Here is a 13,391-nt window from a genome sequence, read left to right on the forward strand (position 1 = left end):
ACACGGGATAAGTGGAATGCCGCGATTATGCTGGGGGACGAACGAAAGAGGAAATCCGAGAAGCTGACGCAGTTCACATCTAGCGAGCTCAACGCACAACGGCGTATTCGTGCCCACACGCCAGGCAATGGCTCAGCCATTCACCCAGGAACATGTTCAGCTGCGCCTTTTCGTCCGGCTGGTGCATCGAGGCGTTCGGGTAAGGATAGATCCCGCGAAAGCGTCGCGCATGTTCGGCGCTGACCACTTCGGCCATGCAGGCGTCGTGATAGACCTGCACTTCCAGTTGCGGCACCGGCAGCCACGGCAGGCTGTGTTCCTGACGCACTTGCAGGGTCGTGGTGTATGGACAGACCTGCAGCACTTCAAGGGCCAGCACGCCGAGCATCTGCTCGCCGTGGGTCACGGCAATGCGCCGCGCCGCCGGCTCGTTGCGCATGTCCGGCAGCAGTCGCATCAGGCGCGCGTAGTTGGCCTCGCAAGAGGCTTGCAGCCCCACGAGGTCCACCCGGTAGCGATCGCGCAACTTGTTTACGACCATAACCCCCTCACTTCAGCGCGGTTCAAAGCTAACCATTGCAAGGCAATGATGCTGGCCGCGTTGGCAATTCGTCCGTCGCGTACGGCTTGCAGGGCATCCTCGAACGCCCAGACCGTGACGCGGATATCTTCAGCTTCTTCCTCCAGCCCATGCAGGCCGCCGACCCCGGTTGTCTCGCAACGCCCCAGGAACAAATGCACGAATTCATTGCTGCCACCCGGCGATGGAAAATACTTGGTCATCGGCCAGAGCGCCCCGAATACAAGCCCAGCTTCCTCCTGCGCTTCGCGGTGAGCAACTTCTTCCGGCACTTCATCCTTGTCGATCAGACCAGCGACCAGTTCAATCAGCCAGGGATTGTCGGTCTTGCCCATGGCGCCGACGCGAAACTGCTCGATCAACACCACTTCATCGCGCTGCGGGTCGTAGGGCAACACGCAGACCGCATCGTGGCGAACAAACACTTCACGATTGATTTCGCGGCTCATGCCACCGGCGAACAACTCGTGGCGCAAGTGCACGCGATCGAGCTTGTAAAAGCCCTCGTAGCACTTTTCGCGCCGAACGATATCAACGGCGGTCGGAATGGCGTTGGCAAAATCAGTCATGACAATCCTCGTTTACTGCTAGTCCGATCCGAGGCTCCTTTTGGTTACTTGCAACCTCGACTTCGCGCCATCCTAACGCGCCCGCGCCGTTTGATGCAGCCCCTTTCCAGTCAGCGGGATAGACGGTGAGGGCGAAACCAACTCTAATTAGCTTAGTGGCGAACTGACTGCTTCGTTGAGAGTCGAAGCGGATAACTTTTTGCCTTTCCCTGTTTTACGAAGGACGCCCATGTCGCTTTTTAAAATCGCCTCCGTGGCCGCAATCGCCCTGACCCTGGGCGCTTGCCAAAGCCTGTTCCAGCCCAACTACCGGGCGCCGCTGGAGACTACCCGCGATGCTTCCGAACAGCTGAAACCGGGCTGCACGACACCTGACTGCCCGCTGGTGAACATCGATACGCTGCGCTTCCCCGCCGAGCCGCAGTTGGACGGCATTGTCGAAAAACGTCTGCTGCAAATGACCCGCACCTCGCCCGACGCCCCGGTGGCGCCGACGCTGGCGGCCTATCGCGATGAGTTTTTGCGCACCGCCGGCCCGCGCTACAGCAGCTACTTGCAAGCCAAAGTACGTGAGCAGCATGACGGCTTGGTGATCGTCGAATTTTCCAGCTACCTGGACACCGGCGGTGCACATGGCACGCCGGGCCGCAGCTTCATCAACTATTCGCGCCAGCAGCATAAAGTGCTGACCTTGTCCGACATGTTGGTGCCAGGTCAGGAAGAGGCATTCTGGAAAGCGGCGCAGGTTGCGCACAACAGCTGGTTGATCAGCACCAAGCTCGATCAGGAACCGGAGTTCGTGAAGAGCTGGCCGTTCCAGAAAACCCAGAACATTGCGCTGACCTACGGCGGGGTGATCCTCAAGTACGACGTGAGCACCATCGCGCCTTACGCGCTGGGCCACGTCGAACTGAAGATCCCCTACCCTCGCCTGAACGGCATCATCAAGCCCGAGCTGTTTCCCGGCCGTAACTGAAGGCCCGACCCAGCACGAGTTGCAGCAGCCCTGCCAGAATCAACGACGGCAGGGTTGCGCCGATGTCCGGATACAGATTGGCCAGCAAGTGATAGGTGCTGACCCCGCCCAGCCAGGCGAGCAGCGCCGGCCAGCGCAATGCGGCTGACGCCACTTGAGCCGAGCGCTTGCGCAGGATGAAGTGATCCACCAGCACCACGCCGAACAGCGGCGCAAACACCGAACCGATCAACAGCAGGAAGTTCTGGTACTGGGCCAATGGCGCCAACAAGGCGATCAGGGTGCAGACCACACCGATGGCCAACGCCAGGTGTTCGACTTTCAAGCGCAGCAAAATCCCGCTGGAAACGGCCGCCGAGTGAATGTCGGCAAAGGCGTTTTCCGACTCATCGAGCAGAATCAGCAGCAGCGGAATCCCCAGGCCGGCACCGGCCAGCGCCAACAGCAAGGCATTCACTTCACCGCTCGGCGCGAACGCCAGGGTGTAAGCCACGCCCAGGCTCATCAGCCAGAAATTGCCGATAAAGAAACCAATCGCCGTCCCGCCGAACACGTTTTTCGCACGCTTGCCGAAACGCGAGTAGTCAGCGATCAGCGGCAGCCACGACAGCGGCATCGCGATGGCAATGTCGAAGCCCACGGCGAACGGCATCGAACCGTCCCCGGCCTGCGCCCACAACGCCGCCAGATCGGCTTTGGCGAACAGGTTCCAGGTCAGCCAGATGCACGCGGCCAGCAGCAGCCAGATGCCCCATTTGCGCAGGATCTGGCGCACGAAGGTCAACGGACCGCTGACGGCCAGCAAGGTTGCCAAGGCACCGAAGAACAACGTCCAGAGCAGCGGACTGGAGAACAGACTGCCTTCGCTGAACGCACGCGCGCCGAGCAGGCTGGCAGCGTCGCGCATGACGATGATTTCAAACGAGCCCCAACCGATCAGTTGCAGCAGGTTCAGCACCGCTGGCAGGCTCGCGCCTTTCGCACCGAGGCTGAGTTTGAGCGCGGCCATCGACGACAGGCCGGTGTCACTGCCGATCACGCCGACAGCGGCCAGCAGCAGAACGCCGACCAGCGTGCCGAGGAAGATTGCCAGCAGCGAACCGGACAGGCCAAGACCTGGCGCGAGCAATGCGCCGGTCTGCAAAACCATCAGGCCGATGCCGAGGGAGAACCACAGGGAAAAAAGATCACGGCCGCCGAAGACACGTTTGTCGGTCGGCACCGCGATGTCGGGTGAATAAGTGCTGGGTTGAATGCTCAAGGGTGTTATCTCAGAGGAACATTATTTTTGTACCCGCCCCCTGTAGGAGCGAGGCTTGCCCGCGAAGGCGGTGTGTCAGGTAAAACGCCTTCGCGGGCAAGCCTCGCTCCTACAGGGTATGCGCCAGTCAGGAAGCACTGACGCTGCGGATCAGATCAAACCTTCTTGTACAGCTGACTGCCTTCCTGCTTGAACCGCTCAGCCTGTTCCGCCAATCCGCGGGCGACTTCGGCGTCGACGGTTTCGATCCGCTGGTTGGCCGCGTATTCGCGGACTTCCTGGGTGATTTTCATCGAGCAGAATTTCGGCCCGCACATCGAACAGAAATGCGCGACCTTGGCCGAATCCTTCGGCAACGTCTCATCGTGATACGAACGTGCGGTGTCCGGATCGAGGCCCAGGTTGAACTGGTCTTCCCAACGGAACTCGAATCGCGCCTTGCTCAAGGCATTGTCGCGAATCTGCGCGCCCGGGTGTCCCTTCGCCAGATCGGCGGCATGCGCGGCGATCTTGTAAGTGATGATCCCGGTCTTCACGTCATCCTTGTTCGGCAGGCCCAAGTGTTCCTTCGGCGTCACGTAGCAGAGCATCGCGCAACCGAACCAGCCGATCATCGCCGCACCGATACCCGAGGTGATGTGGTCGTAGCCTGGCGCGATGTCAGTGGTCAGCGGGCCGAGGGTGTAGAACGGCGCCTCGTCGCAGCACTCGAGCTGCTTGTCCATGTTCTCTTTGATCAACTGCATCGGCACGTGGCCCGGGCCTTCGATCATGGTTTGCACGTCGTGCTTCCACGCGATCTTGGTCAGCTCGCCGAGGGTTTCCAGCTCACCGAATTGCGCGGCGTCGTTGGCGTCGGCAATCGAGCCCGGACGCAGGCCGTCGCCCAGCGAGAAGCTGACGTCGTAGGCCTTCATGATTTCGCAGATCTCTTCGAAATGCGTGTAGGCGAAGTTTTCTTTGTGGTGCGCCAGGCACCACTTGGCCATGATCGAGCCGCCACGGGAAACGATGCCGGTCACACGCTTGGCGGTCAGCGGCACGTAGCGCAGCAGCACGCCGGCGTGGATGGTGAAGTAATCGACACCCTGCTCGGCCTGTTCGATCAGCGTGTCGCGGAACAGCTCCCAGGTCAGGTCTTCGGCAGCGCCGCCGACTTTTTCCAGCGCCTGATAAATCGGCACGGTGCCGATCGGCACTGGCGAGTTGCGGATGATCCACTCGCGGGTTTCATGAATGTGCTTGCCGGTGGACAAGTCCATGATGTTGTCCGCGCCCCAGCGAATGCCCCAGGTCAGTTTCGCCACTTCTTCTTCGATGGACGAACCCAGTGCGCTGTTGCCGATGTTGCCGTTGATCTTCACCAGGAAGTTACGGCCGATGATCATCGGTTCCAGTTCGGTGTGGTTGATGTTGGCCGGGATGATCGCGCGACCGCGAGCGATCTCTTCACGAACGAATTCGGGGGTGATGATTTTCGGCACGCTGGCGCCGAAGCTGTGGCCGGCGTGTTGCTGATCCAGCAGGCCAGCGGCACGGGCGACTTCAAGCTTCATGTTTTCGCGGATGGCGACGAATTCCATCTCGGGCGTGATGATGCCCTGACGCGCGTAGTGCATTTGCGTGACGTTGCCACCGGCCTTGGCGCGGCGCGGGTTGTTCACGTGAGCGAATCGCAGCTTGGTCAGCTCCGGATCGGCGAGGCGTTCCTTGCCGAAGTTCGAGCTGAGGCCGGGCAGGCGCTCGGTGTCGCCACGGGCTTCGATCCACGGCGAGCGGATGTCGGCCAGGCCTTTGCGCACGTCGATGATCACGTTGGGGTCGGTGTACGGACCCGAGGTGTCGTACACGACAACCGGCGCGTTGATCTCACCGCCGAAGTCGGTCGGGGTCACATCAAGGCTGATTTCGCGCATCGGCACGAGGATGTCCGGGCGGGAGCCCTGAACGTAGATTTTTTGCGAGCGGGTAAACGGTTGAACCGATTGTTGATCGACTTGGGCCGAGTCACTCAGGTTCGTTATGTTTTTTGGTTTTATCGTCATCACGGGCTCTCCGAACACATCCAGGCAGTGGATTTTTGTCGGAGCGAACCTGTAATCGAATGGACGCACGAACGCTGGGAAAACCAGCAGTGCTGTGCTCAGTGCTCGAGGGGTGTTCGATTGTCGAACAACATCCCGGACGAAGCACAAGAGGACTCGCCGGGTGACGAGAAATCTTGTTCCCTACGCAGGCGCTAACCTGATCAGGTTCAACGGGATCCGAAATTATTCGATCTCAGCCTCATAGCAAGGCACCCCGACAAGAACCCGGCCAGTCTAGACACAACTGACAAAGAACGCCAACACCGCAGTAAACACCATGATGAATGGCGCAATCAGACGATTGTTGCCGCACGTATGCGCAACTACACTCGCAACGGCCATGTCGCGCATTGACGCTGAGTGGGCTGCGCCGTACCTTTGGCGCTCAAATTATCAGTGTAATTTTTAGGGATGGCCTCATGCTGCGCAAACTCTCACTGGCCCTTGCCGTGTCTTGTGCTTCCAATGGAATGGCCTGGGCAGCAGAAGCGCCCTTATCGACCAAGACCGATCTGGTCAGCGTCTACCAGGAAGCGGTGGACAACAACGCCGACCTGGCCGCCGCCCGCGCCCAATACGGCGCGCAGAAAGAAGTCGTGCCCCAGGCACGCGCCGGCTTGCTGCCGAATATTTCCGGTGGCGCCCAGTTGGCCAACGTGCGCACCGATATCGATCAACCGTCGTCCGTTGCCAACCGTAGCGCCAATTCCTATCAGGCAACGTTGGCTCAGCCTTTGTTTCGTGCCGATCGCTGGTTCCAGTACCAGGCCGCCAAGGACGTCAATGAGCAAGCCGCCCTGCAACTCTCGGCGACCGAGCAGAACCTGATCCTGCAAACCGCCGAGGACTACTTCAACGTGCTGCGCAGCCAGGACAACCTGGCCTCGACCAAGGCCGAGGAAGCGGCGTTCAAGCGTCAGCTCGACCAGTCCAACGAACGCTTCGATGTCGGCCTGTCGGACAAGACCGACGTGCTGCAATCGCAAGCCAGTTACGACACCGCACGGGCCAACCGGATCGTTGCGCAGCGTCAGGTGGATGATGCGTTTGAAGCGTTGATCACTCTGACCAACCGTCAGTACAACTCGATTCAGGGCATCGTTCACACCTTGCCGATCCTGCCGCCGGCACCGAACGACGCCAAGGCCTGGGTCGACACCGCCGCCAAACAGAACCTGAATCTGCTGGCCAGCAACTACGCAGTCAGCGCCGCCGAAGAAACCCTGAAGCAGCGCAAGGCCGGCCACGCACCGACGGTGGATGCGGTGGCCAAGTATGAGAAAGGCGATAACGATGCCTTGGGCTTCAGCAACCCGAACGGCTTCGGCCAGCCATATGGTGGCCCCGTCGAGCAACGCACGCTGGCGCTGCAATTGAACATCCCGATCTACAGCGGCGGGCTGACCAGTTCGCAGGTTCGCGAGTCGTACTCGCGCCTGGATCAGACCGAACAACAGCGTGAAGGCCTGCGTCGGCAGGTGGTGGAAAACACCCGCAACCTGCATCGCGCGGTGAACACCGATGTCGAGCAGGTGCAGGCGCGCAAGCAGTCGATCATCTCCAACCAGAGCGCGGTGGAAGCGACCGAAATCGGTTATCAGGTGGGCACGCGCAACATCGTCGATGTGCTCGACGCGCAGCGTCAGCTGTACACCTCGGTGCGCAATTACAACAACACCCGCTACGACTACATCCTCGACAACCTGCGCCTGAAGCAGGCCGCCGGCACGTTGAACCCGGGGGATTTGCAGGACCTCAAACGCTATCTCAAGGCTGACTACAACCCGGACAAGGACTTCCTGCCACCGGACCTGGCCAAGGCTGCGGCTGAGCAGTTAAAGGCAAAACCGGGGCAATAGTATTCGACGCGACTCTTTGTAGGAGCCGGCTTGCCGGCGATAGCGATTCCGAAGACGCCATCGCCAGCAAGCTGGCTCCTACAGAATCGGGGGATGACGGAGCTTCTGGGTTCACGCAAAACCCGTAGGAGCCAGGCTTGCCGGCGAAGGCGATTTCAAGGAAGCCTTCGCCGGCAAGCCTGGCTCCTACAAGTCAGCGATTGATCAATCGATCCAACCCATCCAGCAACCGCTGCAACGCGCCCTGATTGGTGCGCATCACTTTCAGCCCCGCGTCTGCCATTCGCTGCGCATCGCGCGGCAATTCGAACAGCCGCTGCACCGCCAGCGCCAAACCCTCGGCATCTTCCACTTCCTGCAACGCCCCGGCGCTGCGCAACTGCGCGGCGATTTCGAGGAAGTTGAACAGGTGCGGCCCACTGAGCACCGGTTTCGCCAGCGCGGCGGGTTCCAGCAAGTTATGGCCACCGTTCGGCACCAGACTGCCGCCGACAAAAGCGCTGTCGGCCAGGGCATACAAAAACAGCAACTCGCCCATGGTGTCGCCGAGCAACACCGACGTATCGGCGGTGACCGGCTCGCCGGAGGAACGACGTACTGTGGCGAAACCTTGTTGCTTGCAAAGCTCGAACACCGCGTTGAAACGCTCCGGATGGCGCGGCACCAGAATCAGCAACGTATCAGGATGACTGTCGAGCAGTTGACGATGCGCCGCCAACACCACTTCATCTTCACCGTCGTGAGTGCTGGCGGCGATCCACACCGGACGTTCCTGCGCCCGCCATTGCCCACGCAACTCGGTCGCACGCTGGAGCAGTTGCGGGTCGATGGTCAGGTCGAACTTGATCGAACCGGTCACTTCAACCGTTTCCGCACGGGCGCCCAAATCGCGGAAGCGCTGGGCCTCGGCTTCGGTCTGCACGGCGAACAGGCTCATTTCGGCGAGCATCGGCTGAGTCAATTTACCGAAGCGGCCATAGCCTTTGGCGGAACGCTCGGACAGTCGTGCGTTGGCCAGCGCCACAGGAATCCCGCGTTTGGCGCATTGGTGAATGTGGTTGGGCCAGAGCTCGGTTTCCATGATCACCGCCAGTGTTGGCCGGACCCGGTCAAGAAACCGCGCCGCCGCGCATGGCAAGTCGTAAGGCAAATAGCAGTGCTGAATGCGCGGCTCGTTGGCGAACAAGGCATGGATGCGTTCGGAGCCCGTCGGCGTCATGCAGGTCACGGTGATCGGCAGCGCGGGATAACGTTGCAGCAACGCGCGAATCATCGGCGCTGCGGCAATGCTCTCGCCCACGGACACCGCGTGCACCCAGATGCCGCCTGGCTTCATCGCCGGCAGCCCGAGCGAGAACCGCTCGCCGATGCGTTTGGCATACGCCGGTGCCTTGCGCGAGCGCAGCCACAGCCGAATCGCTACCAGTGGCAGCCCCAGGTAAAACAGCGCGGTGTAGAGAGTTCTATTCATGGCGGCGGAGTTTATCGGTTTTTTCGCCGATCGCCTGCAAGTGCACGGCAAAACGTTCCGCCAGCCAACGGGCTGCCGGGCCGAGCGGTTCATCCCGGCGCCAGACCAGCTCCACCACCAGCGCCGGCGGCGTCCATTCGCTGGCCAGTTCGACCATCAGCCCCTGATACGCCGGATACTGCACCACGTGCCGTGGCAACCAGGCCCAGCCGAGGCCGCGCACCAGCCATTCGGCCATCACGTAGAAACTGTCGGCCCGCCAGACCTGCGGGCTGGCCGGCTCGCTGCCGGGATACACACTGGACTGGGTCGACATCAGCAACTGCCGATGCTGCGCCAGTTGCTGACAATCGACCGGAGCCTGCGTTGCCAATGGATGCCCGACGCCACATACCGTGACCATTTCGACGCTGCCCAGCACTCGACGTTCGAGCGCCTCGGGAATCTGATCGTGATAAAACAACAGACCGAGATCGGCCCGGCGCTCCACCAGCTTGCGCGCCACATCGCCTTGGGCAGCGCTGGTCAATTGCACTTCAAGGCTGGGAAACTGTTCCGCCAGGGCTTCGAAACTTTCAATGATCGGCTGATACGGCATCGCCTCATCCTGAGCCACGCGCAGGCGAGCTTCCTGCCCACGCGTCATTGCCAGCGCACGGCCATTCAGGCGCTCGCATTGACGCAGCACTTCCCGCGCCTCATCCAGCAACGCATTGCCGGCCTCAGTGAGTTTCGGCTGCCGGCCGCTGCTGCGGTCGAACAGGCTCACACCCAGGTCTTCTTCCAACAGCGCTATCGAACTGCTGACCGCCGACTGCGCCTTGCGCTGGTCCCGCGCCACAGCGGAAAACGATCGCTGCTCGGCAACGCTGACGAACAAACGCAACTGCTCCAGATTCCATTGAATGTTCATGACCAACCCATCTCCAGCACAGATAGGTAATGACTTTACCCCATCTGAGCAACCTCTAAAATGCCGACCTCATAAAGCAACACTTCACACGAGGATGCACCCATGACCGCTTACTACTACCTGGCCATCGCCATCTGCGCCGAAGTGATCGCCACTGTTTCGATGAAAGCGGTCAAAGGCTTCAGCACACCGCTGCCGCTGATTCTGGTGATCGTCGGTTATGGCATTGCCTTCTGGATGCTGACGCTGGTGGTGCGCAGCGTGCCGGTGGGTGTGGCGTACGCGGTGTGGGCCGGCATGGGGATCGTGATGGTCAGCGTCGCGGCGCTGTTTATCTACGGGCAGAAGTTGGATGTACCGGCGATGCTCGGGATGGCGCTCATCGTGCTGGGCGTCGTAGTGATCCAGCTCTTCTCCAAAACAGCGGGCCACTAAAACCTGAAACACAATCCATTGTAGGAGCGAGCCTGCTCGCGATTGCGGTATGTCAGTCAACATCTCTGCTGAATGTACCGCCCTCATCGCGAGCAGGCTCACTCCCACAGAATTTGTGTCCGGCTATAGATTGATTGCCAGCAAAACCTCCATTCTTCGAGTCTGTATACTGCGCCCTCGTCTTGAACACTGAGGTCGCTGCATGCCATCCGTTATTTCCACCGACGTTTTGATTGTCGGCGCTGGTGTCGCCGGCCTCTGGCTGAACGCGCGCCTGCGCCGCCAGGGTTTTTCGACCGTGTTGGTGGAAAGCGCCACCCTCGGTGGCGGGCAGAGCCTGAAGTCCCAAGGCATCATCCACGGCGGCGCCAAGTACGCGCTGCATGGCGCCCTGACCGGCGCCTCGGAAGCCATCGCCGACATGCCGCGCCGCTGGCGTGAAGCCCTGGCCGGTGACGGTGAACTGGATTTGTCCGGCGTGCGCCTGTTGTCCGAAGCCCATTACCTTTGGTCCCCCGGCACAATCGCCGGCAACCTCACCAGCTTCTTCGCCAGCAAAGCCGTGCGCGGCCGCGTCGATCAGGTCAAGGGCGATCAACTGCCGCCAGCCCTGCAAGACAAGCGCTTCAAGGGCAAGGTCTATCGACTGGCAGAACTGGTGATCGACGTGCCAAGCCTGATTCAGCGCCTCGCCGACCTGGCCGGTGACGGCTTGCTCGCCGGGAAGACGATCGAGCCGTTGCTGGACGCTGGCGTTCTGGTCGGCCTGAAGGTCGACGAGCGTGAAATCCGCGCCCAACGCATCATCTTGAGTGCCGGTGCCGGGACGGCAGCGCTACTCGAAGCACTGGGGCTGACCAAGCCCGCCATGCAACGTCGGCCGCTGCACATGATCATCGCCAAAGGGCCAGGCCTCAAACCGCTGTACGCCCATTGCCTGGGTGGCGGCACCAAGCCGCGCATCACCGTGACCACCCATCCGGCCGCCGATGGCCAATGGGTCTGGTACCTGGGTGGCGATATCGCCGAGGCCGAAGGGGTTGCCCGCGAACCGGCCGAGCAAATCGCCACCGCGCAAAAAGAACTCGGCCAATTGCTGCCATGGATCGACTTGAGCACCGCGCAATGGGCGACCTTGCGTGTGGACCGCGCCGAGCCGCTGCAATCGGGCCTGACGCGACCGGACAACGCCTTCCTTGCCGAAGAAGGCCGTTTGCTGGTCGGCTGGCCGACCAAACTGGCGCTGGCGCCGGACTTTGCCGACCGCGTCATCAGCTCATTGCAACGTGACGGCATCCAGCCAAGCCCTCACGCGCCGCTGCCCGAGTTGCCGAAGCCGCCGATGGGCGTCCCGGCCTGGGAGCAACTGCTGCCATGAGCCAACCGACCCTGCACGACTTGCATCGCCCGCTGGGCAGCACCGGCCTGATGGTTTCGCCCCTGGGTTTGGGCACGGTCAAACTCGGCCGCGATCAAGGCGTGAAATACCCCAACGGTTTCCAGATCCCCGACGATGACGAAGCGCGCATGCTGCTCAAACTCACGCGCGACCTGGGCATCAACCTGATCGACACCGCCCCGGCCTATGGTCGCAGTGAAGAACGACTCGGCCCGTTGTTACGCGGTCAACGCCAGGACTGGGTGATCGTCAGCAAGGTCGGCGAAGAGTTTGCTGACGGCCTGTCCCGCCACGATTTCAGCGCCGCGCATACCCGGCTCTCGGTGGAACGCAGCCTGCAACGTCTGGAAACCGATTTTATCGATCTGGTGCTGGTGCACTCCGACGGCAACGACCTGGCGATCCTCAACGACAGCGAAGTCTACGCGACCCTCGCCGCGCTCAAGGCCGAAGGCAAGATTCGTGGCTATGGTTTCTCCGGCAAAACCGTCGAAGGCGGTTTGAAGGCTCTGGAACAAGGTGATTGCGCGATGGTCACCTACAATCTGAACGAACGAAACGAGAAGCCGGTCATTGACTATGCTGCTGATCACGGCAAAGCCATCCTGGTCAAAAAAGCCCTCGCCAGCGGTCACGTCTGCCTGAGTCCAGGCGTGGATCCGGTGCGCGCCAGTTTCGAGTTGTTGTTTGAACATCCGGGGGTGGCCAGTGCTATTGTCGGGACCATCAATCCGCTGCACCTCGCCCACAACGTCGCGACCGTTGCCCAGGTCCTACGTAGCAACTGATGCCGCCCCACGCGGCCTTAAGCAGGAGCCGACATGCCGCGTACGCTCATTAGAAAGAACCCGAGCAACTTCAAGACCCTGCCGTTATTCGTCGAAGCGACTCCCGAAGGCCTGAGTTATCAAAGCGTCGGGATGCCGCTGAATTTTTCCCAGACGTTGCAACGTCGCCGCCCGGTGACAGTGGCTGACAGCGAACGGTTCGCCGTGGAGTTGGCCAATCTCGGGGTTTCGGTGCGCCTGACCCTGCATTGGCAGAATCGCGATTACTGGGTGTTGGTACGTCAGCGTCGGCAAGACCGTGGCGATGTGGTGCTCAAGCTGATCTCCGGTTACGTGCCGGCCCACGAACTGAACCTGCCGCTGCACACCGCCATCCAGGAGATTGCCGAAGAGTGCCTGCTGGAAACGCCGGAAGGCTGGCTCGGCGGGCGTTTCAACGACACCTGGCTGCCGGCGCCCTACTCCGCCGCGCTGCACTATCGCGAGGCGTTGCCGTTTCGGCTGACGCCGCTATCCGGCTCGGCGCGGCCGGTGCGCTGCGCCAACCTGCAGTTGATCGAACGACCGCGCGCCTATGTGCACCTGCCGACCGCGTCGCTGCAACTGATCTATGACTTGCGCCTGGACGTGCCCAAGGAAGCCAAATCCCTGAGCCTGTTTCATGTCGACGAACGACTGGAGGGCGATCAACTGGTGGCCCGCCTCGACCGCAAGCGTCCCGACTTGTACCTGATGCCGTTGCAGGACGGCCAGCCGATGGCCGAGTTGTATACCCTGAAAAAGGATCACCTTTACCCGGCGAGCACGCGCGGGTTGTATCTGGCAGAGAGTTTTGCCCAGCAGCAAGGCTGGCTGGTGCGCGATGAGCGGATTCGCTGGAAGGATTGGGTGCGCCAGCAAGGCTTGAACCCGCCGGGGAAAGATTCCGGTTTGGCGCGGTTGCGCGGGAAGGCGAAGCAATTGCTGAAAAAGATCGTGCCGCGCAAGAAGGTCAGTTCCTAAAAACCCAGCAGGCGTACACCTAACCCTGTAGGAGCTGGCTTGCCAGCGATG

General features: G+C 61.1%; 12 protein-coding genes and 1 riboswitch. Of the genes, 6 read left to right on the forward strand and 6 right to left on the reverse strand.

Annotation, left to right across the window (positions count from 1 at the left end):
- Positions 1 to 88 precede the first annotated feature (88 nt).
- Together IB246_RS08910 and IB246_RS08915 are read right to left on the reverse strand one after the other, a co-directional pair.
- Positions 89 to 541: a DUF1249 domain-containing protein gene (locus IB246_RS08910; protein WP_008027902.1), complete on the reverse strand. Its 453-nt coding sequence runs from the start codon at positions 539 to 541 to the stop codon at positions 89 to 91.
- A complete protein-coding gene (locus IB246_RS08915) occupies positions 532 to 1,149 on the reverse strand; it encodes an NUDIX domain-containing protein (RefSeq protein ID WP_008027900.1) in 618 nt (205 codons plus the stop codon). The genes IB246_RS08910 and IB246_RS08915 overlap by 10 nt, the downstream gene beginning before the upstream one ends.
- Positions 1,150 to 1,378: 229 nt before the next feature.
- On the opposite strand from IB246_RS08915, the gene IB246_RS08920 reads away from it, so the two are divergent.
- A complete protein-coding gene (locus IB246_RS08920) occupies positions 1,379 to 2,125 on the forward strand; it encodes an RsiV family protein (RefSeq protein ID WP_008040407.1) in 747 nt (248 codons plus the stop codon).
- Here IB246_RS08920 and cytX read toward each other — a convergent pair.
- Both cytX and thiC read right to left on the reverse strand, forming a co-directional pair.
- Positions 2,094 to 3,386: a putative hydroxymethylpyrimidine transporter CytX gene (gene cytX, locus IB246_RS08925; RefSeq protein WP_008027897.1), complete on the reverse strand. Its 1,293-nt coding sequence runs from the start codon at positions 3,384 to 3,386 to the stop codon at positions 2,094 to 2,096. The genes IB246_RS08920 and cytX overlap by 32 nt on opposite strands.
- A gap of 155 nt (positions 3,387 to 3,541) precedes the next feature.
- The gene (thiC, locus tag IB246_RS08930; RefSeq protein ID WP_008027894.1) at positions 3,542 to 5,431 is read right to left on the reverse strand and encodes a phosphomethylpyrimidine synthase ThiC; all 1,890 of its coding nucleotides are present in this window, start codon (positions 5,429 to 5,431) and stop codon (positions 3,542 to 3,544) included.
- A gap of 163 nt (positions 5,432 to 5,594) precedes the next feature.
- A riboswitch (TPP riboswitch) is annotated at positions 5,595 to 5,700 on the reverse strand.
- A gap of 192 nt (positions 5,701 to 5,892) precedes the next feature.
- Here thiC and IB246_RS08935 point away from each other — a divergent pair.
- Entirely contained in the window at positions 5,893 to 7,332 is a 1,440-nt protein-coding gene (locus tag IB246_RS08935) for a TolC family outer membrane protein (RefSeq protein WP_008027893.1), read from the forward strand.
- A gap of 193 nt (positions 7,333 to 7,525) precedes the next feature.
- On the opposite strand, the gene waaA is transcribed toward IB246_RS08935, so the two are convergent.
- Both waaA and IB246_RS08945 read right to left on the reverse strand, forming a co-directional pair.
- Complete coding sequence (gene waaA, locus IB246_RS08940) at positions 7,526 to 8,803, reverse strand: lipid IV(A) 3-deoxy-D-manno-octulosonic acid transferase (protein WP_008040404.1); 1,278 nt, start codon at positions 8,801 to 8,803, stop codon at positions 7,526 to 7,528.
- Positions 8,796 to 9,716 (reverse strand): LysR family transcriptional regulator, encoded by a 921-nt coding sequence (locus IB246_RS08945; protein WP_008040402.1) that lies wholly within the window; start codon positions 9,714 to 9,716, stop codon positions 8,796 to 8,798. The genes waaA and IB246_RS08945 overlap by 8 nt, the downstream gene beginning before the upstream one ends.
- Before the next feature lie 102 nt (positions 9,717 to 9,818).
- On the opposite strand from IB246_RS08945, the gene IB246_RS08950 reads away from it, so the two are divergent.
- From IB246_RS08950 to IB246_RS08965, 4 genes are all read left to right on the forward strand, one after another.
- Positions 9,819 to 10,151 (forward strand): DMT family transporter, encoded by a 333-nt coding sequence (locus IB246_RS08950; RefSeq protein ID WP_008027887.1) that lies wholly within the window; start codon positions 9,819 to 9,821, stop codon positions 10,149 to 10,151.
- 202 nt (positions 10,152 to 10,353) lie between these two features.
- On the forward strand, positions 10,354 to 11,529 hold the full coding sequence (locus IB246_RS08955) for an NAD(P)/FAD-dependent oxidoreductase (RefSeq protein ID WP_008040401.1): 1,176 nt from the start codon (positions 10,354 to 10,356) through the stop codon (positions 11,527 to 11,529).
- On the forward strand, positions 11,526 to 12,338 hold the full coding sequence (locus tag IB246_RS08960) for an aldo/keto reductase (protein WP_008040399.1): 813 nt from the start codon (positions 11,526 to 11,528) through the stop codon (positions 12,336 to 12,338). Before IB246_RS08955 ends, IB246_RS08960 begins: the two co-directional genes overlap by 4 nt.
- A gap of 33 nt (positions 12,339 to 12,371) precedes the next feature.
- Positions 12,372 to 13,340, forward strand: coding sequence for a hypothetical protein (locus tag IB246_RS08965; RefSeq protein ID WP_008040396.1), 969 nt, complete (start codon positions 12,372 to 12,374; stop codon positions 13,338 to 13,340).
- Positions 13,341 to 13,391: the final 51 nt, after the last annotated feature.

It is taken from the genome of Pseudomonas sp. PDM01 (assembly GCF_014852325.1).
GTDB lineage: Bacteria > Pseudomonadota > Gammaproteobacteria > Pseudomonadales > Pseudomonadaceae > Aquipseudomonas > Aquipseudomonas migulae.